Origin of the sequence: Pelagibius sp. (assembly GCF_965249265.1) — a bacterium.
GTDB lineage: Bacteria > Pseudomonadota > Alphaproteobacteria > Kiloniellales > Kiloniellaceae > Pelagibius.
The window spans coordinates 4,312,721-4,337,687 of the sequence record NZ_OZ252224.1 but is presented as its reverse complement, the minus strand read 5'-3'; the positions used below and the strand labels follow the sequence as shown (position 1 = coordinate 4,337,687).

Annotated in this window: 21 protein-coding genes; 18 read left to right on the top strand and 3 right to left on the bottom strand. The window is 61.0% G+C overall.

Annotation, left to right across the window (positions count from 1 at the left end; genetic code table 11):
• The first annotated feature begins 25 nt into the window (after positions 1-25).
• The 6 genes from ACP146_RS20335 to ACP146_RS20310 all read left to right on the top strand — a co-directional run bounded on the left by ACP146_RS20335 (position 26) and on the right by ACP146_RS20310 (position 9,010).
• Entirely contained in the window at positions 26-985 is a 960-nt protein-coding gene (locus ACP146_RS20335) for a helix-turn-helix transcriptional regulator (RefSeq protein WP_422368589.1), read from the top strand.
• Between the two features lie 218 nt (positions 986-1,203).
• On the top strand, positions 1,204-3,378 hold the full coding sequence (locus tag ACP146_RS20330) for a TonB-dependent receptor (protein ID WP_422368588.1): 2,175 nt from the start codon (positions 1,204-1,206) through the stop codon (positions 3,376-3,378).
• A 2-nt stretch (positions 3,379-3,380) separates the two neighbouring features.
• Positions 3,381-4,574 (top strand): MFS transporter, encoded by a 1,194-nt coding sequence (locus ACP146_RS20325; protein ID WP_422368587.1) that lies wholly within the window; start codon positions 3,381-3,383, stop codon positions 4,572-4,574.
• Positions 4,571-6,373 (top strand): ABC transporter ATP-binding protein, encoded by a 1,803-nt coding sequence (locus tag ACP146_RS20320; protein ID WP_422368586.1) that lies wholly within the window; start codon positions 4,571-4,573, stop codon positions 6,371-6,373. The genes ACP146_RS20325 and ACP146_RS20320 overlap by 4 nt, the downstream gene beginning before the upstream one ends.
• The gene (locus tag ACP146_RS20315; RefSeq protein ID WP_422368585.1) at positions 6,370-8,133 is read left to right on the top strand and encodes an ABC transporter ATP-binding protein; all 1,764 of its coding nucleotides are present in this window, start codon (positions 6,370-6,372) and stop codon (positions 8,131-8,133) included. The genes ACP146_RS20320 and ACP146_RS20315 overlap by 4 nt, the downstream gene beginning before the upstream one ends.
• 7 nt (positions 8,134-8,140) lie before the next feature.
• Positions 8,141-9,010, top strand: a complete 870-nt coding sequence (locus ACP146_RS20310; RefSeq protein WP_425032968.1) for a class I SAM-dependent methyltransferase — start codon at positions 8,141-8,143, stop codon at positions 9,008-9,010.
• A 56-nt stretch (positions 9,011-9,066) separates the two neighbouring features.
• Here the strand turns inward: ACP146_RS20310 and bfr are convergent, their stop codons facing one another.
• Positions 9,067-9,537 (bottom strand): bacterioferritin, encoded by a 471-nt coding sequence (gene bfr / locus ACP146_RS20305; RefSeq protein ID WP_422368583.1) that lies wholly within the window; start codon positions 9,535-9,537, stop codon positions 9,067-9,069.
• A 306-nt stretch (positions 9,538-9,843) separates the two neighbouring features.
• Here bfr and ACP146_RS20300 point away from each other — a divergent pair, with 306 nt between their 5' ends.
• The 7 genes from ACP146_RS20300 (at position 9,844) to ACP146_RS20270 (ending at position 17,266) form a co-directional block, all read left to right on the top strand.
• A complete protein-coding gene (locus ACP146_RS20300; RefSeq protein ID WP_422368582.1) occupies positions 9,844-10,314 on the top strand; it encodes a hypothetical protein in 471 nt (156 codons plus the stop codon).
• A gap of 385 nt (positions 10,315-10,699) precedes the next feature.
• Complete coding sequence (locus ACP146_RS20295; RefSeq protein WP_422368581.1) at positions 10,700-11,227, top strand: RNA polymerase sigma factor; 528 nt, start codon at positions 10,700-10,702, stop codon at positions 11,225-11,227.
• A 131-nt stretch (positions 11,228-11,358) separates the two neighbouring features.
• The gene (locus ACP146_RS20290; protein ID WP_422368580.1) at positions 11,359-12,366 is read left to right on the top strand and encodes a FecR family protein; all 1,008 of its coding nucleotides are present in this window, start codon (positions 11,359-11,361) and stop codon (positions 12,364-12,366) included.
• 155 nt (positions 12,367-12,521) lie between these two features.
• Positions 12,522-15,044, top strand: coding sequence for a TonB-dependent siderophore receptor (locus ACP146_RS20285; protein ID WP_422368579.1), 2,523 nt, complete (start codon positions 12,522-12,524; stop codon positions 15,042-15,044).
• Between the two features lie 22 nt (positions 15,045-15,066).
• Positions 15,067-15,354 carry a DUF3649 domain-containing protein gene (locus ACP146_RS20280; protein WP_425032967.1) on the top strand — a complete coding sequence of 96 codons (288 nt, stop codon included), beginning with the start codon at positions 15,067-15,069 and terminating at the stop codon, positions 15,352-15,354.
• Positions 15,351-16,937 carry a PepSY-associated TM helix domain-containing protein gene (locus ACP146_RS20275; protein ID WP_425032966.1) on the top strand — a complete coding sequence of 529 codons (1,587 nt, stop codon included), beginning with the start codon at positions 15,351-15,353 and terminating at the stop codon, positions 16,935-16,937. Before ACP146_RS20280 ends, ACP146_RS20275 begins: the two co-directional genes overlap by 4 nt.
• The gene (locus tag ACP146_RS20270; RefSeq protein ID WP_422368577.1) at positions 16,934-17,266 is read left to right on the top strand and encodes a DUF3325 domain-containing protein; all 333 of its coding nucleotides are present in this window, start codon (positions 16,934-16,936) and stop codon (positions 17,264-17,266) included. The genes ACP146_RS20275 and ACP146_RS20270 overlap by 4 nt, the downstream gene beginning before the upstream one ends.
• A 59-nt stretch (positions 17,267-17,325) precedes the next feature.
• Here ACP146_RS20270 and ACP146_RS20265 read toward each other — a convergent pair whose 3' ends face one another.
• On the bottom strand, positions 17,326-17,757 hold the full coding sequence (locus ACP146_RS20265; protein ID WP_422368576.1) for a cupin domain-containing protein: 432 nt from the start codon (positions 17,755-17,757) through the stop codon (positions 17,326-17,328).
• Positions 17,758-17,821: 64 nt separating this feature from the next.
• Positions 17,822-18,229, bottom strand: coding sequence for a YbaN family protein (locus ACP146_RS20260; RefSeq protein WP_422368575.1), 408 nt, complete (start codon positions 18,227-18,229; stop codon positions 17,822-17,824).
• Positions 18,230-18,314: 85 nt separating this feature from the next.
• Between ACP146_RS20260 and ACP146_RS20255 the strand changes: the two genes are divergently transcribed.
• From ACP146_RS20255 to ACP146_RS20235, 5 genes are all read left to right on the top strand, one after another.
• Complete coding sequence (locus ACP146_RS20255; protein WP_422368574.1) at positions 18,315-18,752, top strand: Rrf2 family transcriptional regulator; 438 nt, start codon at positions 18,315-18,317, stop codon at positions 18,750-18,752.
• Positions 18,753-18,958: 206 nt separating this feature from the next.
• The gene (locus ACP146_RS20250; RefSeq protein WP_422368573.1) at positions 18,959-19,510 is read left to right on the top strand and encodes an RNA polymerase sigma factor; all 552 of its coding nucleotides are present in this window, start codon (positions 18,959-18,961) and stop codon (positions 19,508-19,510) included.
• 59 nt (positions 19,511-19,569) lie between these two features.
• Positions 19,570-20,454, top strand: a complete 885-nt coding sequence (locus tag ACP146_RS20245; protein ID WP_422368572.1) for a FecR family protein — start codon at positions 19,570-19,572, stop codon at positions 20,452-20,454.
• 73 nt (positions 20,455-20,527) lie between these two features.
• Positions 20,528-22,969: a TonB-dependent receptor domain-containing protein gene (locus ACP146_RS20240; protein ID WP_425032965.1), complete on the top strand. Its 2,442-nt coding sequence runs from the start codon at positions 20,528-20,530 to the stop codon at positions 22,967-22,969.
• Positions 22,970-23,136: 167 nt separating this feature from the next.
• Positions 23,137-24,822: a PepSY-associated TM helix domain-containing protein gene (locus ACP146_RS20235; protein ID WP_422368570.1), complete on the top strand. Its 1,686-nt coding sequence runs from the start codon at positions 23,137-23,139 to the stop codon at positions 24,820-24,822.
• Positions 24,823-24,967 lie beyond the last annotated feature (145 nt).

Sequence of the window (24,967 nt, the reverse complement as noted above, 5' to 3'; positions counted from 1 at the left end):
GATTTATGAGTGCACTACCTAGGCGATGGCTGCCGAAAATGATGCGGTTTCCGCGACGGACATGGCCGAGGCTGCACGGAGGTTTGGCTACCAATACACCGCGCTTTCGCCTGACGGGCCGTCGGCAACCTACGCGCCACCGCTTTTTGAGGGGCTCGTGGGACTGCAGAGCCTTCCTTGCGGAATCAGTCTTTGCGCCAGCGATCTCACAAGCCTGCAGGACAGTCAGCATGACGGCAGGGTGTCGCGTTCGCTCAACATTGCTGTCTTGTTGGACGGCGATCCCGCGGACTGCGCATTTGGAAGCCGAGACAGGCTGGCAATCAATCCCGGCTCGGCGGTGATGGTCTCGGTCGCGGACGGCATGCGGCTAGGCGCGCGTATTCGTACCGGTCAACGCTCGCGAAGCTTGCTGATCAGAACCCGGCCGCAGGATTTGATGGACGATGATGTCGCCGACAGAGTGGAGGCCCTTCTCCGGTCTACCGCTATGCTGTCTTTGCCTATCACGCCGGCGACCGCCCAATTGGCAAGAGAACTGTTCGAGCCAACGGCGGTCGGCGGGATCGGACGTCTGCTGTCAGAGAGTTGCGCTCTTCAATTCCTGGCACGGGCCCTGATCGCCGGTGACGCTGGCAAGGAGGAGTCAAGTGGCCCGGTTTCCAAACGCGATCGCGCGAAGATCCTTCGGATAAGGGACAGGCTGGTGGCCGAGCCGGAGAGTGATCATTCGCTCTCTGACTTGGCGCGGGAAGCTGGCTTGAGTGTCAGTGCGCTGAAGGCCAAGTTTCCCCTCGTTCTCGGGCAGCCGGTTTTCGCGTTTCTGCGGGATGCCCGCCTGCAGCGTGCGCGCGACGGTATTGCGTTCGAGGGTTGGACGATCTCACAGGCCGCCTACTCGGTGGGCTATCGCCACCAAAGCAATTTCTCCAGCGCGTTCCGTCGCAAGTTCGGGATAGCGCCAAGCGAAGTGCGGCGGCTGTGAGTTCCTTGCGCATACGTGAATTGTCCGCGCGCATAAGCCTGGCATCTGGCGTGTCGGCGCCAGCCGCGGCTAACTCTGCTTCAGACCCGGAACCACGCAGCAAATGCAGGGATTAGGCACTTAGCTGTCCTGATCTTCGGTATTTGCAAGGCGGCTTGGTTCGGTGAAGCAAGAGGGGCTCGCCCTCTGGCAAATCAATCGCTGGGGGGCGAAGACAGATGCAGCTTGCGCGCATTGATTGTCCGGCCGGAAAAACGTTCGGACCCAATGCAGTGACTGTAGCAGTCGCCTTCGTGGCATCTACGGTTTCCTGTGGAACTGCCCTCGGGCAGGAGGAGAAGAAGCCGCTGCAACTCGATACGATTACAGTGACCGCGCGTAAGCTTGAGGAACCGGTTCAGCGGATTCCTTTCGGAATCAGTGTGTTTGATTCCAAGAGTATCGATCAGCAGGGGATCCGCGATGCCAGAAGCTTTGCCCGCAGCGTTCCAGGCTACAACTATATTGACACAGGGGTGCGCGGCAGCAACACGCCGAATATCCGCGGCGTCGGCTCGTTCTTTCCACAGTCTGCCGACGACGGCTCGGTGCCAGTCTTTATTGATGGCGTTCCGGTACCGCTGAGGGCCCAGGATCGCGAGTTCTTCGATCTCGAGCGGATCGAGATTCTGCGAGGACCGCAGAACACCCTCTATGGGCGCAACGCACAGGCCGGCGCCGTTAACATCACAACGGCTGATCCGACTTTCGAGCCTCTATTCGAAATCGGCGGCGAGATCGGCAACTTTGACTTTGGCCGGGTTACCGCTCTGGCAAGCGGCCCGCTCAGTGAAGACCTGGCGGGCCGGATTGCGGTTCAACTCGACACCAGGGATGGTGATATCCGCGATCTCAACTCCGGGGAAACGGTCAGGGATCAGGACCTTCTCAATGTCCACGGCAAGTTCGTTTGGTTCCCCGACGATGCGACGGACGCCACCTTGGCTTTGCGCTATGGGAATTACAATGAGGAACCTGCCGGTGCCTGGTTTGAAGACCCCGACTTTCCGCAGGTCTTCTTCGACAGCGCGCCGAGCTATGATCTGGAGACCCTAGGTGGCGGTCTCACGGTTCGCCGCGATTTCGAGGCCATGACCTTGACCTCGGTTACTGGCCTTCAGTACTACACCTCGGACTTCTTCTCTGATGACACTGATGGTCTTGTGTTCAGCGCGAGAACCGGCGCTTCACCCTTTTTATTCAATAATCCTGATGCGGACTTTCGGGAAATCCGCGACGAGAACATCCAGCTTTCTCAGGAGTTCCGCCTGGACGGCGAGTTGGAGAGCGGTCTGCGCTGGCTGGCCGGCGTGAACCTGTTTCGCTCCGATTTCGAGATCGACTTCACGTCCAACAGCACCGCATTCATTTTCGGCGAGTTTGATAACCGGCATATCACAACGAGCTACGCGGGATTCGGCGAGGTCACCGTACCTCTAACGGAGAGCCTGCGTGCGATTGCGGGTCTGCGCTATACACACGAGCAAAAAGACTTCGACGGGCGTTTCACGGATCGCTCCGGCGGCACCTTGGGCGCGGACTCGAGCGAAGACGCGGATGAGTCCTTCGACCTGGTTACAGGTCGTGCGGCCATAACCTACGATTTCCTGCCGACGCTTACCGGCTTTGCATCCGTCTCCCGCGGCGCCAAGGCAGGCGGATTTCAATTGGCTGATTTTGATGCCCGCAACGGTGCTGCGACCGATGAGTTCGATGCCGCCTACACCTGGTCCTACGAAGCCGGCCTGCGCGGGACACTGCTCGACGGCATGCTCGACGTCAGTGCCTCAGTCTTCTTCAACGATACGGAGGGTGAACACGTCCAGGTCACGGTCCCCGTCACCTTCGAGTCCGTCATCGAAAACATCGATACGGAGACCTATGGTATCGAACTGGCCACCGCGGTCAGGCCGCTCGAGGGGCTGACACTGTCGGGCGGGCTGGCGCTTTTGCAAACCGAGATTGTTGAGTCCGACGATCCTACGGTTGCGGCCGGCAATGAAATTCCCTTTGCGCCTGAGGTCTCTTTCGACCTTGCGGCACAGTACGAACGCCCGCTGGATCTGTTCTCATTCGAAGGCGATGTCTTTGGGCGCGCTGAGTACCAATACGTCGGAACACGCACGGTCGATCCTCAAAACCGTTTCGATCTGGGCGCCTTCGATATCGTCAATCTTCGCGCGGGCTGGGGCTCGGAACGTGTCTCGATCTATGGCTTCGTGACGAATCTCTTTGACGAGGAATACGCTGAAACGGCCTTCAGCTTTGGTGCCAGCCTTGCGGGCGAAAGGGTTTCGGTGGGTGTGCCGGGTCAGCCGCGCCGCTTCGGAATCGGTGCCAAGATTCGGTTTTGAACATGACTTATGCCGTCATCTTTCTGATGAGTGCCGCTCTGGCCGTGCCGATGACATTCTTTGCCGTGGGTCTGCCGGCGATTATGCGTGAGGCGGGGGTGCCTCTGGCTCTCATCGGTCTGACGGCTTTGATTTATCTGCCATATGCGCTGGTTTTTCTTTGGGCGCCAATTGTCGATGGCCGAGCGCTGAACCGATGGGGACGGCGCCGTTCCTGGATCATTGTCCTGCAGCTCTGTGCGGCCGGCCTCATCGCCGTTGCCGCGCTGCTGTCGCCGGGCGATGGTGTGCTGGCAATACTGGCGGTCGCCACGCTTGTCTCACTCTTTGGCGCAACCCAGCGTACGGCGCTACTCGGCTTTGCGGTGGAGAACCTCAGCCAATCGCAGCGGCCCTGGGGCAGTGCACTTTTGCCTGCAGGGGGAGCGCTCGGCGCGGTGATCGGGGCGAGCGGTCTTTTGTTCCTCTACAGCAGCGCCGGTTGGTCCGTCACCATGCTGGCTATGGCCAGTCTCGCTGTCCTTTTTCTGTTGCCCGCTCTCGGGGCGAGGGAAACAGAACCGCGACCGGCAGACGCGGCCTCCGGTCTGCAGCCCTCGCTCAAACGGTTCTTCAAGCGTAAGGAAGTCAGACCGGTTATCGCTTTTCTTGCACCGCTTGCCTTCGGTGTCGGGCTGGGTTTCGGCATGCTCCAACCCCGTCTCGTCGATGTGGGATTCACGCTGGACCAGATCGGCATGATCAACGGCGTGTTCACCTGCGCTGCCCTGTTCACCGGCGGGCCCCTTTCGGCTTTCGTCGTTCGCCGCTACGGCCTTTCCGCCGTTTTGCCCCTTGGTGTGATCGTCAATGTGGCATTTCTGCTCTATGCAGCCTGTGTCAGCTACTGGGATTTAAGCGCGGTCCATGGGGCGGCTAGCGTCGTTCTTTTCTACCTCGGTTTCAGCTTCATAAGTGTGATGACGAACACGATCTTCATGAATCACAGCGCGGCGGGCCAGGAAGGCACGGACTTCACCGTCTTTATCTGCATCTACTGGCTACTCTCGATGACGGGTATGGCCTGTTCGGGCGTGGTTGCCGGACAGTTCGGCTATGGGGCAGCGTTCCTTTCAGGGGCTCTGTCGGTGTCGGCTTCCCTCAGCCTGATTCGCCGCTTGTCGCTCAGGCAGCAGGAACAGACGGCCACGGCATGAAGGAAGCTGATCGCGCAACCGAGACGTCATCCGGTGATCGTTCAAAGCAATCCAAAAGGCCATCGCCGGTCGGACAGTTGATCGCGCCCGTCAAGTCTCCCCTGCTGCTTGCCTGCTTGTTCCAGGCCGTCAGCGCCGTGGCGGGGGTCATGCCCTTTATAGCAGTGGCGGAAGTCGGACGGGCGCTACTCGCCGAGCAGACGGTCGACCCGGCCCGTGTCTGGTGGATCGCAGGATTGGGCGCCGCCGCTCTTGTCGTGCGGCTGGTCTTTCTCATGGTAGCGGGTGGCCTTACGCATCTGGCCGATCTCGATCTGCAGCTCGACCTGCGCCGCCGCATGACGGACCGGCTGCGCCATGTGCCGCTCGGTTGGTTCGGCGAGAACAGCAGCGGCGCGGTCAAGAAGGCGCTGCAAGACGACGTGGCGGCGCTGCATCACATGGTCGGGCATGCCTATACGAATATGACCGCCGCCGTCGTCACGCCGTTGATCGCCTTCGGCTACCTGATCTGGACCGACTGGCGGCTGGCGCTGGTTGCCGCCGTTCCGCTGGGTCTCGGCATGGCGCTCTACGGTCTGCAGTTTCGGGGTTTCGGGGACAAGATGGCGGCCTATGAGGCAGCCCTTCAGGACGTGAACGCCGCCTCGGTGGAATTCGTTCAGGGCATCGCTGTCGTCAAGACCTTTGGCCAGGGCAGGAAGGCCTATGGCCGCTTTGTCGAACGGACCCAGGCCTTTGTTGCCTATTTCTGGGAGTGGGTGCGTGGGCTCTTACGATTGTCCGCGACCACAGAGATTGTGCTTTCTCCGCTGTTCTCTCTGGTCGTTGTTCTGGTGGCCGGACTCTTGCTGGTTGGTGCCGATTCTACGGCGCCTGCCGATCTTCTGGCTTTTGCCGTTCTGGCGCCCGGGCTGACCGCGCCCTTTCTCACTCTCGCCTTTGCTCAGAACGAGATGATGCTCGCCAAAGAGGCGGCGAACAGGATCGTCGCGTTGCTTGAGATGCCGGTATTGCCCGAGCCCGCTGTCGCACGAAAACCGCAAGGCTCCCGCATCGCGTTTGAGGCTGTCAGCTTTTCCTACGATGGCGATACGGCTGCAGTGCGGGAACTGGGCATGATACTGGAGCCGGGCACGGTAACCGCCCTCGTCGGTCCCTCGGGCTCCGGCAAGAGCACCCTGGCTAGACTTTTGCCGAGATTCTGGGATCCGGATACCGGGCGCATCACCATCGGCGGCGTAGCGACCACGGAGATGACGGCGGATGACCTTTATCGCTCCGTCAGTTTCGTCTTCCAGGACGTTCAGCTTCTCCGTGCCAGTCTGCGAGAGAACATTGCACTGGCGCGCCCGGGAGCATCCCAATCGGCAATTGAGGATGCCGCCCGCGCGGCCCAGATCCACGACCGGATCGTTTGCCTGCCGCGCGGCTATGATTCGATCGTCGGTGTCGATGCTCAGCTTTCCGGCGGCGAGGCGCAACGGGTCTCAATCGCCCGCGCCATCCTCGCTGATCCGCAGGTTTTGGTGCTCGACGAAGCGACGGCCTTTGCCGACCCGGAGTCGGAGGCGGCGATCCAGGATGCGCTGACCACCCTTGTCGCCGGCCGTACGCTGTTAGTCATCGGCCATCGGCTGCGTACAATCATCGGCGCGGACCAGATCTGCGTGATGGAAAAAGGCCGTATCGTAGAGCGTGGCCGTCATGAGGACCTGCTGCAGCACCAGGGCCTTTACGCGCGCTTGTGGTCGGCCGGTGAAGCCTCTCCTGTCAGTGCTTCCGAGGCCGCATCATGATTCGGGCGCTGCTCACGGTCGCAGGGCCCGGCACCGTCCGGGTCTTGCGCTGGAACCTTGCCGGCCTCGTTGCCGAGGCGGTGCTGATGGGGCTTGGCTTTACTCTGCTCGTACCGTTTTTTGATGCTTTCCTAAGCGGCGATCTAGGGGCTGCCTGGAACTGGCTCGCCGCCATTGCGGGTGTGTTCGCGGTTTACGTAGTGCTGCGCTTTCGCACCCAATTGGCCGGTTACCGGGCGGCGGTCGGTCTGGCGGGTACACTGTTCTCGCGCCTTGGCGACCATATCGCCAAGCTTCCCCTCGGCTGGTTCGCAACCGACCGTGTCGGGCCCGTCGGGCGGCTGACCAGCCAGGGTGTGATCGACGTCATGGGTGTTCCCGCGCACCTTCTCCGTCCCGTCATCACCGCCTTCGTGACCCCGGCGACCGTCGTCGCCGTGATGTTCCTCTTCGACTGGCGCCTGGCCGCCGCCGCGCTCGTGACGGCGCCGCTGGCGGCGCTGACCTATCGCTGGTCGGGCAGGTTGGTGCAGCGGACGGATCGGCGCAGCGATGCCGCCGGGGCGGAAGCCGCCGGCCGGATCGTCGAGTTCGCGCAAAAGCAACCGGTGCTGCGGGCTTTCGGCCGTGCTGCGGAGGGACATCGTCAGCTCGATGCCGCACTGCGTGAGCAGCGTGATGCCGGGCGGGCACAGATCCTGACTGTGGCGCCGGCGCTCGCGGCCTTCGTATTGGTCGTGCAGCTTGCCTTCACCATCATTCTGCTGTTCGGGGTGAACCTTGCGCTCGGCGGTGAGATCGACCTACCTGAACTGCTTGCCCTTCTGGTCCTCGCCGTGCGTTACGTGGAACCACTTATTGCGGCAGCGGATCTGGGCGGTGCCTTGAGAATTAGCAGCAACAGCCTCGAGCGTATGGACGACTTGTTGTCGACAGCGCCACTTGCCGAACCGGTTCGATCCCTGCGCCCAAGTGACAGCGCCGTCGTCTTCGATGATGTGCATTTCGCCTATGGCGCCGAAGAGGTTCTCAAGGGGGTCAGCTTCTCGGCCCCTGAACGCAAGATGACGGCGATCGTCGGGCCATCCGGATCGGGAAAGACGACGATACTGCGTCTGATTGCACGGTTCTGGGATGTGAATGCGGGACAGGTCGGCATCGGCGGCGCCGATGTTCGCGATATCGCCAACGAAGATCTCATGGCGCGTATCTCGGTGGTGTTCCAGGACGTCTATCTCTTCGACGGGACCATCGAAGAAAACATCCGCCTCGGAAGAGAGGGCGCCTCGGACCAGGAAGTGAGCGAGGCGGCGCGCCTTGCCTGCGTCGATGAGATCGCCGCCCGGCTGCCGGCCGGTATGGCAAGCCGCGTGGGTGAAGGCGGGACCGCACTCTCCGGCGGCGAGCGCCAGCGCGTCTCGATTGCCCGCGCTATTCTGAAGGATGCGCCCATTGTTCTCTTGGATGAGGCAACCGCCGCATTGGATCCGATGAACGAAGCTGCCGTCCAGCAGGCCCTGCGTGCGCTGACCCGAGAAAAGACGCTGGTGGTGGTGGCTCACCGGTTGCAGACCGTGCGTGGCGCCGACCGGATCATCGTGCTCGATAAGGGGCGGATCACAGAGCAAGGCAGCCACGATGAACTGCTTGCAGCGGAAGGACGCTACGCCAGTTTCTGGAACGAGCGTCTGCGCGCCGCCGGCTGGCGCCTGGCGGCGAATGCGGACCGCGAGGGCAACCCGAACGACGGGAGCAATTGACGCGGATATGGACAAAAAACTAGAACCGGGCGCCCAGGCGGGACCTTCAGAGTTGTTCGAGGTAGACCTCTCGGGCGTTCCGGAGACCATGCTCTGGCCGCTATGGAACCGCGCCTGCGAAATGCGCCGCGCCGATCGCTTGATCGAGGACCCCATGGCGGCCGAGCTGGTGGCGCGGATCGATTACAATTTCGCCGGCCACTTCGGCCGGTACAGCGTGTTCCATGCGATCAGGGCCCGCCACAGCGACGATCTGATCCGCGACTACCTCGCGGCTGACAGGGAGCACCCGACGGTCGTAGCGCTCGGAGAGGGTCTGGATACCCAGTTCTGGCGCCTCGGCGACGACCGTCTGCGCTGGTTCAGCGTCGACCTGCCGGAGGCCATCGCGGTCCGGCGCCGTCTGCTGCCCGCGCATCCTCACGCCACCCTGATAGAGGCCTCGGCGCTGGACCCCTCTTGGATGGAAAACGTTCCGGGCAGAACGCCTCCTTTCATCACCGCGTCGGGGCTTTTGATGTATTTTCACGAAGCCGAGGTGGTTGCGCTCCTGCGCCGTATCGCCGAGACCTTTCCCGGAGCGGAGATGTTCTTTGACGCCATTCCGCCGTTTTTCTCTCGGAAAACGATGAGCGGTTTCAACGTGACCAAGAGTTACAGGGCGCCTGCGATGCCTTGGGGAATCACGATTGATGAAATCCCGGACTTCATCCGGGAAATCCCGGGGCTGGAGATACTCTCCGTGCAGAGCTACGCCGACCCCTTTCCAAAACGGACACGCCTTTACCGGGCGCTCTCTCTTATCCCCGGCTTACGCCGCCACTTCGCAGGCAGCCTGGTACATCTCCGCTGTGCCGGTCACGGCCCTGACGGCTGACCCCTGGCAACTTTACGGAAGAAGGGTGGCGCCCAGCGAAGCGGCCTTTTCAAGCGTTAGGAAGCCACGGACTGGGTGTAGTTCTCCAAACCCATCTTGTCGATCAGCCCAAGCTGCTTTTCCAGCCAGTGCGTGTGATCTTCCTCGGTATCTGTAAGCAGGTCGACGAGAATGCCGCGGGTCACGTAGTCCTTTGCTTTCTCACATTCGGCGATCGCAGACTTCAGCGCCGTGCCGACCGCCAGTTCGTAGTCGAGATCGTTCTTCAACATCTGGGGCAGGGTCTTGCCGACGTTGAGGGCGCTGCGCGAGCCAACGTCCGGCGTGCCTTCGAGAAACAGGATCCGTTCGACCAGCCTGGACGCATGGTCGAGTTCTTCTTCCTGCTCATGCTTGAAACGCTCATAGAGGGCGTTCAGTCCCCAGTCGTGAAACATGCGCGAGTGGATGAAATACTGATCCGCAGCGGTCAGCTCCTCGGTCAGCAGTTTGTTCAAGGTATCTATTATCGGCTTGTTGCCCTGCATGTTTTGCTCTCCTCAAGCCCGGGATTGATTGTCGCTCGAGCCTCCAATTGCCCCGATCGGACCCTGCTGCGTTTCTTGCCGGTTCAGGCGGATGTCCCTGTCGCCCGCGGTCGTTTTCGTTGATGTTGATATACGAGATCAGTTTTGAATAATTAGGCTTTTTTACGCGTGAATACAACGAAATACCGATTTCGGTAGAGTAATTTCAATAAACTGATAGTAGTTATGATAATCATTTTCAAACAAGCAAAGCCTCAATACGGATGGTGAGTGTGAACGGGTCCAATCCTGGTAATCGGTTGAAGCATGGATGATCTCACGATTGCCCGTGCGCTGCATGTCATCGCCATCGTGCATTGGATCGGCGGTGTTTCGCTTGTGACACTCGTGCTGCTGCCCGGCATCATGCGCTCGGTTCCGGCGGCGGACCGGCTGCGGCTGTTCGAGATGATTGAGGGGCGTTTCGCCTTCCAGGCCCGCATCTCGACAGTCATTGCCGGGGCAACCGGTTTCTACATGACCCATCAACTGAACGCCTGGGACCGGTTCAGCGACCCGGCATTTTGGTGGATGCATGCGATGGTCGCCGTATGGGCTGTTTTCACGTTTGTGCTCTTCCTGGCCGAACCTCTGTTCCTGCATCGGTGGTTTCGCGCGCGGGCACATCTGTCTCCGGACGAAACTTTCACGCTGGTGCTCAAAATGCATCGGATCCTGCTGGCCTTAAGTCTGTTGACCGTGGGCGCCAGTGTGCTGGGGGCGCACGGCGCAATCTGACGGGCGCCGGTCAAGGTTTCTCGGCCAGCCGGCGTCCGTCCGCGACCCTTCCGGCTTTCCGGTCGCCAGGCCGATGTAACCGGCTGTTCATGACAAGGCCCATGCGGCGGCGCGAATCGCCGCCGATGAAGGCGAGGGGCTGCAGTCTTCCCCAAATACCGGTTCTCTCAAACGTCAAGATAGCCAACACCAGGCGTTGTCATCCAGGGGTCAGGGCTGTAGAACAGGGTTATGTAGATGAGAATGATTCTCAATTTCTGACATTGAAGTCGAAGACTGGCCGGAACATCAAGCGATTGAAGCCACGGCCGGTTGGAACACAGAATTTGAGGGATGGGGGCGGCGGCAGCGCCTGCCCGGGTTTTGGGCACCTATGCGGGAATCAATGCTGCTGCAGACCTATCGGGAGTGCGAGTGGGAGCTCCTGCGGTTTCTCGCCGGACGGCTCGGCTCGTCCAGCCTGGCCTCCGATATTGCGCAGGATCTTTACGTCAAGCTGCTGAACGCCAACGAGCATCCGCCGATCCGCAATTACAAAGCTTATCTGTTCAGCATGGCCGCCAATCTGGCGACTGACCATCTGCGCGTTGAAGCGCGCCGCAAAGAGATCCTGGCCGAGGTCGATGGCCTCATCTGGCGGGGCACCGATGAACTGACGCCGGAGCGCCACGCCATGGCGCGCGCGGAATTCCTTCACCTTCAAACGGAGATCGGGAAGCTCTCTCCCCGCTGCCGGAGGGTGTTCTATCTCAATCGGTTTGAAAGCAAGACACAGGCTGAGATCGCCGAGATGCTCGGAATCGGCCTGACAACCGTCTACAAGGACCTGAAGCAGGCCATCGCCGCCATGATTAACGCGCGGCGGCGTTTTCAGGAGACTCTTTCTTTGGACAAGGGGCATGAGAAAACGTGAGCTCACTCGTCTACTATGTAGAAGCGAATAAATGGCCCCATATAAAACAGGAAAGTTTGCTGTCGGCCGTTCATCCCGCCCCTGTTCGAAGGCGTCCAGTCTGATCGATGACGGAAGTACGAGATCAAAGCATGTCGACCGGGCAGATCGAAGACACTGCGCAGGATTGGTTCGTCCGTCTTGCCTCCGGCGAGGTATCCGAAACCGATCTTGCGGCGTTCAGGGCCTGGTGCGAGGCAGATCCGCGCCATAGCCGCGCGTTTAGTGAGATTCGAGATCTTTGGAATGACATCGGGGATCTGGAAACGGCTTTCGCGGGTTCGGACGAGATGCCTGCAGCCAACGCGGTTTCGTCACGCGGGAAAACACCGGCAGCGCGGAGTTTGCCGCCGAGACATCGACGGTTCACGGGGCCTTTAAGACGTCCAACAGCGATCGCCGGCCTGGCAACCGCCCTGCTGGCAGCACTTGTTGTGCTTGTCATCGACCTGCCGATATGGCTGATGGCCGATCACCGCACCGGCGTGGGGGAGCAGTCAACCGTAACGCTGCCCGACGGTTCGCTCGCTTATCTGAATACCGACACGGCAATCTCTGTGACCTATTCAAAGGCGGGGAGAGAGGTGTCTCTGCTTAGCGGTGAGGCGCTGTTCGAAGTTGCGAAAGACCCGGCGCGGCCTTTCGCTGTGCTGGCCCTTCAAGGGCGCGCTACGGCAACGGGCACGGCATTCGTGGTGCACGACCGGGGAACGACCGCAACCGTCACGGTAACCGAAGGTTCGGTCGACGTCGTGTCGCCGATCTCGGATCCCGGGTCGCGGGTCGCAGTCAAAGCCGGTCAGCAGGTCAGCTACGTGAAGGGCGGCAAGCCAGGGTCGGTCGGTCAGGTCGACCTGCGCCTGGCGACGCCCTGGCGCAATAGGGCGATCATCATCGACAGCCTGCCCCTGACCCAGGCAATCGAGGAGATTGACCGCTACCTGCCCGGCAGGATCCTGCTGCTTACGGACACATCGGGGTTTGAGCCGGTGACCGCGCGCCTCTCGCTCGATGCAGTGGACAGCGGTCTCAATGCTTTGGCCGATACGCACCAGCTTTCAGTGACGCGAATTACTAATTACTTAACAATCCTTCGTTGAATCTCGGCTGGCGTCAGTAAAATCCCAATAAAAATGGCTCACAGAGCACCGATCTTTTTGCTGCCACTCGTCTAAACAACGACATCAGCGCGCGAATGCGTCTCATTTGCGTGCCGATTCTTGAAAACCAGACGATACAGTTGGGGGCACAGAGAATGGGTTCGGAAACCGGCGCTTGGGGAATTGGCCGAAGTCAGCAGCGAAGGAACGTCAGCCAAGGGGTTACGGGGAAACGGCTGTGCTTCACCGCTGCCACAATCACGGCGCTCTCCATCGGCGCGACGTTCAGCGCAACGACGCCGGCCGCGGCAAGGGACCAAGATCCTTCCCTGTCGATTGCACAAGCCGATGCGGTCCGGGATTTCTCTATCGAAGAGCAACCTCTGAATACGGCGTTGGATCGGTTCTCTGATCAGGCGGGCATCTTCTTTGCCTATAAAACCGGCGACCTGTCGGGCCTTCGCTCGCGTGGCGTATCGGGGACGTACTCAGCCGCCGATGCCCTGCGGGTCTTGCTTGCCGGTACCGGCATCTCGTTCAAGTTCACCGATGCCAATACCGTAACGCTGGAACGCAATGCGAGTGAGGAGGGCAGTGGACCGATGCGGCTTGGCGCGGTCGTAGTGGAGGGCACAAGAGAATCGCCCTACGGCCCTGTCGACGGCTATGTCGCGAACCGCAGCGCGACGGGTACGAAAACCAACACTCCAATAATTGAAACCCCGCAATCGATTTCGGTCGTTACACGCGATCAGATGGATGCACGGGCGGTGCAGAACGTCGGTGAAGCGGTACAATACAACGCCGGCGTCAGATCGAATCTGCAAGCGGAATCGTCAGGTCTGGCCGGCAGCAATATTACCGTTCGCGGCTTCGGCGGCGACGGCACCGCCGGCACCTCAGGGAACGAATACGTCGATGGCCTAAGGGTGCGGGGTACGGACTTTGCTGCTGCCGGATTCGAGCCTTATCTTTTCGAGCGTGTCGAAATCCTCAAAGGACCCAGTTCCGTCCTTTATGGCCAGACCACGCCTGCAGGGGTCATAAACCATGTCAGCAAGCGGCCGACGGAAGAAAGCTTTTACGAGATCCAAGGTGAGGTCGGCAGCTTCAATCGCTTCGAGGGCGCTTTTGATTTCGGCGGCGCGGTCGATGACGAGAGGCAGTTCCTTTTTCGGCTGACCGGTCTTGCCCTGGACACGGAGTCGCAAACCGACTTCACGGGAAGGGACCGCAAGGTCATTGCGCCGGCTTTCACCTGGCGGCCGACGGAAGACACCACGCTAACCTTACTGACGACCTATCAAGACGATGACTTCGAAGGTGGTTTCGTCAACCGCGTGCCGGCCTTCGGAACGATCTTTCCGAATCCCAACGGGGAGATCGCGGATGACTTTTTCCAGGGCGACCCAAACTTCAACAGTTGGGACCGGGAACTCTTCTCCATCGGCTACCAGTTCGAACATCACTTCGACGAAACCTGGACGCTGCGCCAAAACGCCCGCTACCTGCACAACGATCTGGAACTGCAGGCCATCTTCGGCACTCTTCAAGCGGATCTTCGTACCTTGAACCGGTCAAGCTTCAGCGCCGACGAGACATCGGACGACGTTACCATTGATACCCATGTCGAGGCGCGGTTCGAGACCGATCCCATCAGTCACACGGTTCTTCTCGGTCTGGATTACCAGACGCTCAATCGCCATACCGACCGCCGCCTCGGCACCGTTGCGACCATTGACCTCTTCAATCCCGTCTACAACTTGGATATCCCAGCTCTTACCCCGTTTCAAAGAACGGAAACCGATGAAGAGCAGATTGGCGTCTATGTTCAGGATCAGATCCGGTTCGACAACTGGATCATGACCCTTGGCGGCCGCTACGACTGGTCAAGCATCGAGAACGAAAACCAGATAGCGAATACGAGTTCGAAGCAGTCCGATCGTGCATTTTCCGGACGGGCCGGCGTCGGCTACGTCTTTGACATCGGCCTCGCTCCCTACATCAGCTACTCGGAATCGTTCCAGCCTCAACCAGGTGTCGACGCCCAAGGGTCTGCCTTCGATCCGACAACCGGTACCCAGTTCGAGGCCGGCATCAAGTTTCAGCCGAACGATTACAATGCTCTTGCCACGCTGGCAGCCTTTCAGTTGACGCAGCAAAACGTTCTCACCTCAGACCCGGACAATCCGGGGGACAGTATTCAAACCGGCGAGATTCGCTCACGCGGTGTCGAGATAGAAGCTACGGCCAGCTTCGACAACGGCATCAGCCTACTGGCGGCCTATACCTATCAGGATCTTGAGATAACCGAGGACAATGACGGCAATGCCGGCAACACACCGGCCGGTGCCGCCGATCATTGGGCGTCTATCTGGGGCGACTATACCATCCAGGAGGGCGATCTCGCCGGGCTGGGCGCCGGCGTCGGCGTGAGATATGTCGGCAGCAGCGCCGGTAACGTCGAAAACACCTTCGAAGCCCCCGGCTACACCTTGGTCGATGCCGCCATCCGTTACGACCTTGGCGGCATTGCGCCCGCACTCACCGGATCGCAATTCGCGTTGAGCGCCACCAACATCTTCGACAAACGCTACGTTGCATCCTGCGCAAGAATTGATCGCTGCTTCCAGGGGGTCGGCCGCAGCGTTCTCGCAACGCTTAGGTTCAGATGGTGATGTCGAAACGGCTTGGGTGCCCATGAAGTCGGACGCGTCGCGAGTAGACATTCTTTCCCGCATCGCCGCTGCCGCGGTCGGTGGTTACGCATTGTCGTCGGCGACGGCGATATGCCTCTCGCTCGTTCTGCCGATGGCGCGTTCCGAAGCAGTCCTAACCGCGACGATGGTCAGTTTTGTCGTCTACGTCTGCGTTGCTCTATGGGCGTTTTCGGCATCCAGCGTGGGGCGCGTCTGGGCAGGGTTGACCTTGTCTACGGCCCTGCTCTGCGTGCCGCTGCTGATCCTCCGGCTTGGGGGGGCTTTATGAAGCCTGGATTTCGCCAGTCGATGGCCTGGCTGCATACCTGGTCGGGCCTGGTGGTCGGCTGGTTGCTCTTCGCCATCTTTCTGACGGGAACCGCGAGCTTTTACCGTCACGAGATCACCCAATGGATGCAGCCCGAATTGCGCCAGATGGCACCCGCGGCCGATGCGGCGGCCGTGGCGTTGGAAAGGTTGCACGGAATCGCTCCCGGCGCGCGGCGCTGGCTCGTCGACCTGCCTGACGAACGCGACCCGGTCGCCCACCTCTATGTTTGGCGCGATCCGGGCGAATTCCCATCCTTTCAGCGTGAAGCGCTGGACACCGTCAGCAGGGAGCCGGTGGTGGCCCGCGCGACATACGGCGGCGACTTCCTGTTCTATTTTCACTTCGACTTGAACATGCCGTCGATCTGGGGCCGCCTGATCGTCGGGGCAGCAACGATCATCATGCTGGTTGCCATGATCAGCGGTGTCATTACGCATCGGCGCATCTTCAAGGACTTCTTCACCTTCCGGCCCGGTAAGGTTTCCCATCGCTCCTGGCTCGACGCCCACAACGTTCTGGCTGTAATGGCGCTGCCTTTCCATCTGATGATCACCTACACCGGGTTGATCACACTGATGTTTCTTTACATGCCCTGGGGCCGGGATGTGGCCTATCAGGGAGATCAGCAGGCCTTTCTCTCCGAGGCTTCGCTCAGCACAACCATTCCTGCGGCAGCGAATATAGCCGCGCCGCTGGTGCCCATCGGCCCGGTCATCGAAGAGGCGGTTCGCCGCTGGGACGGCGCTGCCGTGGGACGCATCGATGTTTACCGTCCAGGGGATGCCAATGCGCGGATCGAACTGACTTCGTCGGACGCAGCGCAGATTGCCTTTCACCGCAGGAAAGTCACCTTCGACGGAACGACGGGCAGGATAGTGGCCGCAACAGACCGCAACCGCTGGGCGGCGGAAACCCAAGCGGTGATGTACGGGCTGCATATCGGTCGTTTTGCCGAGCCCTTTGTCCGGCTTCTTTACTTTGTGTCGAGTCTTGCCGGAACCGCGATGATCGCCACGGGATTGGTGCTTTGGGTCGTCAAGCGCTGTGTGAAACGCGACGCGCCGGAAAAGGCGGGTGCCGGCCGGCGTCTGGTCGAGATCCTCAACGTGGGTACGATCGTCGGACTGCCGATCGCCATGGCGGCCTTCTTCTGGGCCAATCGCTTGCTGCCGGTTGAACGCGCTTCGCGCGCCGACATGGAAGCCGGTTGCTTCTTCCTGGCCTGGATACTGGCGTTCATCCATCCGATACTGCGCTCCTCCAGGCGTGCCTGGATAGAACAGCTCGCCTTCGCGGCCTTTTTGTTCAGCGCCTTGCCGATCGTGAACGCGGCGACCACCGGCAGCCATCTCGGCGCGACGTTGCCGGAGGGCAACTGGGTCCTGGCCGGATTCGACCTGACCATGTTGGCAACAGGCCTGTTGTTGGGCTGGATAGCGTGGCATGTCGGTCGAAAACGGCCAACCGGTGTTGGTCCTGGACATCCAAATCGGGGTCTGCCGGTGCCCGCTGAAATCAATGCAGAACGGCGCGAAGCATGACGATGCTGGCGTTGTCACTCGCCTATGCAGGTTTCACGGGTGTTTGCCTGTCGATGCAGCGCCATCGCCGGCAGGTCTGGGCCCAAGGTCCAAGCCCCGCCGCGAACACTGTCCTTCGCATCGCAGGCTGGCTTTGCCTCGGGTTATCCCTACTCCCTTGCTTCGCGGTATGGGGTGCCGCAATAGCAGCCGTAGCCTGGTTTGGCGTGCTCTCGGTGGCGGGTTTTGTTTTGGCCTTTCTGTTGCCCTATGCACCGCGCAGCACGGCCGCTCTCGCGGTCATTGCCCTCTTGTTCGGTGTCCTGTCTGCCTTCGCTGAAGTGTTGTAGGCTCGCACCTTGGACGACCCATACTGCCAGGAGCTAAAGAGCCCTCCAGCATGGCGTTCTCACTGCATCTGCTCCAGCATTGCGGGGACGGGTGTCTCGTCGTCGAGCACCACCAGTTGCACGCGGACGTCACCTCCGCGTGCGGCGAGCCAGTGATCCAGACCGGCGGGTACGACAAGGAGACTTCCCGCCGGATACACGGTCTCCCGGCTCTCGTCGATGCTGTTTCCGTCGCCCCAGGACATCTCTCCCGATAGTACGGTAAGCAGTCGCAGGCCGCTTTTGGCCGCATGGGGCGGCACCACATCGCCGGCGTCCAGATCGAGAAGAACCACGGCCGGAGAACCGGACGGCGAGACGGCCAGGGGTGTCAGTTCCGCCACGTCGTGGACTTGGCGTACCGGCAGTTTGGATGTGTCGATGAGAGTCGTTTCCGCGGCTGCTGCTGCGGGTAAGGCCGCGATGGCGAGCGGCAGCAGTAGTCTGTGCATCTTGGTTTCCTTTCTGACTCAGTCTTTTTCTTTCGGATAGAGATCACCGGCCATTGCCGGCGGATCACTCGCCCGGTCCGTTCGGGCGGCTTAGGATGAATGCAGCTGCTCCTGTGATGCAGATGGCCTGCACGACCAGAACGAAGGCAGACACGGAGAGGGCGACACTCAGCAGGAAGACGGCGGCCATCATCACGATCGCCAGGGCTTTGAAACGCGGGGCGATGGCGCCCTGCGCCTGCCAGTCTGCGATCACCGGGCCGAAGATGCGGCTGTCCCGAAGCCAGTCTGCGACCACCGGTGCGCTCTTTCCGAAGGCAAAGGCCGCGACAAGTACAAAGGGTGTCGTCGGCAGCAGGGGCAGAAAAACACCTGCCGCGCCCAGTGCAAGGGCCGCGACACCGACGGCGAACCAGGCAGCCCGCCGGGGGTTAAGCCTGGACAATCCATTGATGACCGGCCAAAGACGCATTATTTTCTCAATCGGTATTTAGAGTACCGATTATCACCGCTGGAACGATAATGCAACTCATTCTCATAGTAGAAGAAATCTGAGCATGCGGCTTACGAGTTTCACGGATTTCGGCCTCCGCGCTCTGATGCGGATGGCGGGGGAGCCTGACCGGACCCATTCCACCGCTGAGATCGCTGCCGAGTTCGGGATCTCCCGGAATCATCTGACGAAAGTGATGGCGGCGCTGGCAGCAGCCGGTTTCGTCGAGACCCGCCGCGGAACCGGCGGCGGGGCTGTCTTGGGGAGACCTGCCGAGAGACTGCGCCTCGGCGATATCGTGGCGGTGCTGGAGCGCGGCGCGGTTCTTGTGGAGTGCTTCGCTGAGGATGGCGGTGCCTGCATCATCACGCCGACCTGCCGCTTGAAAGGGATATTGGCCGGAGCAGAGGCGCGTTTCATCGCGGACTTGAATCGCTACAGTCTGGCGGACTGTGCATTGCCGCCGAAGGGGGCAACAGCCAGGTCGGCCGGCGCCAGATAGCGACCTTGAGGCGAGAGAAGGCGCCGCTGTTCTCCCTGAATGCCAGCTTTTTTTTCCGGATCTTGCGCTGTGATCGGCGCCATCCTTGTCTTTGCCGCAGCCGGGATTCTCTCTGCGAATGAGAACGAGTTGCAAATTGGGCCTGGAGACGCCAACCTACGGCGCTTAGACATCCAAACGACCAAGATCAAATTCAGGAGCCGGTGGTGGGGAGCGGAGACTGGTCCAGGACGCCGGGCGGCCGCAGGTCGGTATGGCTCGACGTCTTCCTGGCCAACCAGAACGAACTGCTGGCCTTTCTCAGGCGCAAGGCGGGTCCGCGCGATCAGCCGCGCGACCTGCTGCACGATCTCTTCATCAGAATGTCCCAAAACGGCGCCGCGGCGAGTATCGAGGATCCGCGGGCCTACCTTTTCCGCGCCGCCGCCAACGTGGCGATCGACGCGGCGCGTAGCGACCGCTACCGCAGGGTGGAGACCCCGCCGCAGACCGTCCATAGCCTGGCCGCCAGTGATCCGTCGCCCGATGCGCTACAGACCGCGATTGCCCGGGATTGTCTGCGCCGGCTGGACGCGGCGCTTGCCAAGCTGCCGGAGGAAACCCGAGCGATGATTTATCTGCTCCGCATCGACGGGCTGAGCTACGACGAAGTCGCCGCCATGTTCGGAGTTTCGAAAAGCACCGTCGAGAAGCGTGTGGCCAAGGCGCTGCGCGCCTGCAAACGGCAGCTAGATGCTGACGACCGCATCCGCAGGTAAAGATTTGACTACGGTTTTCGCGCCCTCATACGTCATAACCCTTTGACAGAACACCACCGTTGGACCAACGGTTGACCATGGCCGACCACCGCCCCCCACGAAACCCGGATCACAAGACCGAGCGCCCGTCAGACCCGCTCGGACCCGAGCTTCGTCAGCTCAAGGGTGGCCGGGCCTTCCCGCCCGGCTTCGATCCGCGGGCCATCGCGCGCCGCGCCCGCCGTCGCCGCCATGCGTTGCGCGGCGGTGTCCTGGGTGTGTCGGGGCTCGCCCTGCTTTGGGTCCTGTACGATCCCGGCCTGACCGCCGATTACAGTGCGCCCGTCGGCAGTATCGAGCGGATTACGCTGCCGGACGGAACGGTCGCGCAACTGGACAGCGGCGCTTCGATGTCTTGGTCGGAGAGCGAGTCGGAGCGGCGCATCCGCCTGCATGCCGGCATCGCCGTTTTCGAGACCGCCGGCAGATCGGGGCGCGACCTTGTCGTCGTCACCGAGGCAGTGGAGGCCCGGCCGGTGGGAACGGTCTTTGCGGTCTCCGCCGATGGCACAGGATGGTCGGCTCTGGTTCAATCGGGGCGGGTTCGCGTCACGCTGCCGGCGGCTGGGACAGGGGCCGGAGCAAGCGCACTGATCGGTCCGGGCGAGGCCGCCTCGGTCGATGACGCGGACGCGCGGCTGGAGACTTCGGCCATTGATGTCGAGCGGGCGCTGGCCTGGCGCGAGGGCGTCCTCGACTTCAAAAACGCACCGCTGGCCGAGGTCATCGAGGCGCTTGATCGCTATCGGCCGGGACGTGTCCTTCTCTTGAACGAAAGGGCCGCGGCCAAACGGTTCGACGGTGTTCTTTCCCTCGATGATGTCGACCGGTCTTTGCAGATTGTCGCCGAATCGAGCGGCCTGCAACTCCTCACGAATTGGCCGATGCTGGTCATTCTCCGCTGATTTTCCATTAATCGTTACGGTTTTCCGCCCGTCACCCGTCGTGTCTTTTGAGGGTGTTGCGAATGGGTCGCAATTGCTGACGGATGCCGTCGGTGTGAGGGGGGAGTTGTTTATGCGGGATGCAGGGAACCGGGCAGGGCTGTCCATCACGCCGGTGTTCACGGCCGGGTTGGTGTTCACGGGCAGGCTGGCGTTTACCGGCGTCGTCTGCATCGTTGCCGCTGCAAATGCGGCCGCCGCCAACAGCGACGATGGGTCAAGCGGTTCGCTGGTGAAGGCGGCAGGTAAATCACTAGCCGTCTCGGCCGCGCAACTGGCGCAGGCCGAAGCGATCTCGGTAGACATTCCTTCGCAACCCCTGAGCGACGCGCTGCGTGCGCTAAGCCGGCAGACGGGTCTGCAGTTCTTCGCAGGCAGCGAGTTAACGCAGGGACTCACAGCGCCCGCCGTGTCGGGTCGCATGAGCGCCGACGATGCTCTTCGCCGTCTTCTCGAAGGCAGCGGCCTGACTTATCGCTATAGCGGCAGCGACGTGGTCGCTCTCGAGCGCAATCGGGTTATTGCGGAGAACGGGCCGATTCGGCTCGATCCGATTATCGTAGAGGGCGAACTGCTGACGCGGACGCTTCAAGACACCCAGACCAGTGCCGTCGTCATCCGGGGTGAGGAGCTTGAGCAACGCTCGGACCCCGATATCTTTACCGTGATTGAACGCACGCCGGGCGTCAACGCAGCGGCTGGGAACAGCGACATCGCAATTCGCGGCATTCCCTCCTTCGGCTTCGCCGCGGGTCGGGGGAACGGTCAAGCGGTATCGACGATCGTCGATGGGGCGTCGCTATCGAACGTTTCAGCCGTAAACAGCCGCATTCCCCATTCGACCTGGGATCTAGAGCAGATCGAGATCTTGCGCGGGCCGCAATCGACCCAGACCGGCCGCAATGCACTGGCGGGTTCAGTGAACATACAATCCAAGGATCCGACATTCGAATACGAAGCCAAAGCACGTGGCGAGCTCGCAAATCTCAATACGCAAGGCGGGGCGCTCGCCGTTAACGTTCCTCTTGTTGAGGACGTTTTGGCGGTGCGTGTCTCCGGTGACTACGAGCGAACAGACGGTTTCATCGAAAACTCGACACTTGGGATCGACGATGCCGGTGACCGGGAAAACACGACGCTTCGCGCGACCGTTCGATTGCAGCCTACGGAAGAGTTCACGGCAACGCTGAAGTATTTTCACATTGACTCTAAACTCGGCGAGGTGAATGTCGATGAGTCCCTATTTTCAGACGACCGCACTGTAACCGTTGATGTCCCGGGCTTCAGCGACAGCAGAGTTGACAGTGTGACATTGAATCTGAGCTACGAACTGACCGACGATTTCGCTATCACCTCCAAGACGAACTATTTTGAGGGGGATAAGGAAAGTCTCGAAGACGGTGACTTTTCCAACACTCCTGGGAGTTCGATACTCCGGAACCGAGAAGGTGAAAACTTCCAGCAGGAAGTCCTGCTGTCCTACGATCGGGATCCGGTCAGAGGTGTGCTCGGCCTGTTCTACGCAGATATAGAAGAGTCCAGTTTTACTCAGTCTGAAAGTCCCGGCTTGACCGCCCTTCTTGAGAGTACGGCAGAGACGCAGAACGCCGCCGTGTTTGGCGAGATTGAAGTCGACGTCTTGTCGGACTTAAGGCTGATCGGTGGTCTCCGCTATGATCGAGAAAAGACATCGACCCGCGCCGATGCATTTGATGCGGAGGCCACATTTGACGCCTTCCTGCCAAAAGCCGGTATCGTCTACGATGTGACCGATGATCTCAGTGTCGGCTTCACGGTACAGCGCGGCTACCGTGCCGGCGGGGTCGTTTCAAACTTCGCCGGGCAACCAGATGCGTTCGATCCTGAGTTCACTTGGAACTATGAGGCATCTGTAAGGTCCCAGTGGCTCAACAAGCGCGTGACGGCGAATGCGAACTTTTTTTACACGAGCTGGAAAGATCAGCAGGTCCTCCAGATTGTTCCCGCCGGCCCGCCGTTCTTCCTTGATGTCGAAGTGACCAATGCCGGCAAGTCGCGCCTTTTCGGTGGAGAGTTTGAACTGACGGCGCTTGCGACCGAAAATCTGGAAGTCTTCGCATCCGGCGCATTTGTCCGCACCGAGTTTCAGGAGTTTGTGGCCCTGGGACAGGATTTTAGTGGAAACGAGTTCAACTACGCGCCGCGCTTCAGTGCCGCTGCCGGGGCGACCTATTGGTTTGACAACGGTGTCTTCATTTCGGCGGACGGGAGTTACACGGACAACAGTTTCGACGACACAGCAAATACGACGGAGATCGACTCACGCCTTCTCGTTAATGCGCGCATCGGCTATGAGGCGGAGAATTTCGAGATCTTTGCTTTTGCGCGAAACCTGCTTGATAGGGACTATGCGGTGCGACGATTTTCTGGCGTCAGCATGCGGCTAGAGCCCGGTGAGCCACTAGCGTTCGGAATCGTCGGTAAAGTCAGATTTTAGCGAGTGTTGCTGGATGGAAACATGATGGGGGGAAGGCTTGATCCAGGCGAAAACACTGGTCTGAACGTAAGTCGACTCAGCTTCGGAGATCCCACCTCATATCATCAAGGAGCACGAGTGAGTGGAGACGATTGGTTCGACTCCAGGCATTTTGGAAAGAGAGATGCATGACCGTTGAAATCAGCGGGCGTTCGGCGGCCTCGGTCGAATTGAGGCGCAAGCGGACGGTCTACGGCATCGCTTTTCTGGTGCATTCGGCGACAGGCCTCTGGCTCACCATCCTGCTTGCCGTGGTCATGGTGTCGGGTACCATCACCGTGCTCTTCGCCGAAATCGACTGGCTGATCTATCCGGAGATGCGCGTTGCGCCGGCGGAGAGCCGGGTTAATCCCGGCGCGCTCTACGACAGTGTGCTCGCCGCCTATCCGGACTATGGCGTGAACAGCGTGAACACCGCCGCCCTGCGCGAGCGAACCGCTGCCTCGGCCCTGGTCGCGGTGCCGGGCGGGGGCTTCCGCTCGATCTGGGTCGACCCCTACAGCGGCGCGGTGACGGGGGAAACCGCTGTCTTCACCGTCGGGCGTTTCGTCAACACTTTGCACACGACGCTATTCCTGCCGGTGGTCGGTCGCTACGTGGTGAACGTCTTTGGCATTCTCATGCTGATCTCCATCTTTACAGGTTTGATCACCTATAAGAAGTTCTGGCGCGGCTTCCTGCGCCGCCCGCGGTTTCACCGTGGGGCTCGCACCTGGTTGGGCGACCTGCACCGGCTGACGGCGCTGTGGTCGGCCTGGTTCCTGCTGGTCATCGGTTTGACCGGCGCCTGGTGGTTCTATCAGAACCCTCTGGTCGAGCCCGGCGGCGCCCCGGAGATCGTCGAGGACTGGCCGGACCCGCCGACCCTCTCCACTGCCGAGTTGGATGCCCTCGGCCCCGAAACACCGACCCCGCGCTCGGGCGCGGAGATCGTCGCCGCGGTGCAGGCCGCCTATCCCGACATGACGGTGACCCTGCTGATCCCGCCGGCCAACGCCGCCCAGCCCTTCACCGCTCGCGGCGACCGCGGCGAGGTGCTTCTCAACGGCGGTCCCAACACGGTCTACGTGAACCCCTACACCGCCGAGATCATGGGCGCGCGTCTCTCGGAGGATTGGACCGCCATGCAGCGCATCGACGCCGCCATGCACCCGCTGCACTACGGCTCCTGGGCCAAGCGCGGTGCGGCCGATCTCGCCGTCAAGCTGGTCTGGTTCCTGGGCGGGGCGGTGGCGAGCTTCCTGGCCGTCTCCGGCCCCATCATCTACCTGAAGCGCACAAGGCGGGCGGCGGCGGAGCTGCTGGTCGGCAGCCGGCTGGCGGCCGGCCTCAAGCGACTCTGGCACTGGGTCAAACCCTGGGGCGGGCCCATGGGGGCGCTGAAGTACGTCAACGTCTTGGGGCTTGGCGGCATCCTTTCCGGCGCTGTGCTGGTGCTGACGTTGGGCGCCGAGGGCTTCGGCGACAAGGGCACAAGCTTTGCCGCCCAGGCGGCCGGGCCTTTCAAGTTTGGCGCGGTGGCCATCGCCGGCTTCCTAGAGGCAGACCTGCCGGCCATCCGCCCGGGCGCGGAGACTAACGTTTTCCCCGAGATCGCCGGGGCGCGCTTCCGTGACGCGCGTTTCATCCGGGTCGGGCTATCGGACGCTGCTGGCGAGGAGATCGACCGCGCGGACGTCGAGGGAGCGGAGGGCATCGCCCACGGCCACCTGCACCTGCCCCCGGTGCTGGAGGGCACCCGCCTCTGGATCGAGATCGAGGGCTGGGACGGCCGAAAACACCGCGCAGAATGGCCGCTTCTGGGAGCCCAGTGACGGAAACATCACCTTAGTACGGCCATGGAACGGCTTGGCGCTTCACGTCACTGCTTGAAAGAGGCCTTGCTGCTGACGACGATTGAGTGCCTCTGTAACTGGCTATGCGGAGCGTTGGGCCGCATGAAGTCCTAAGGCAGAGAAA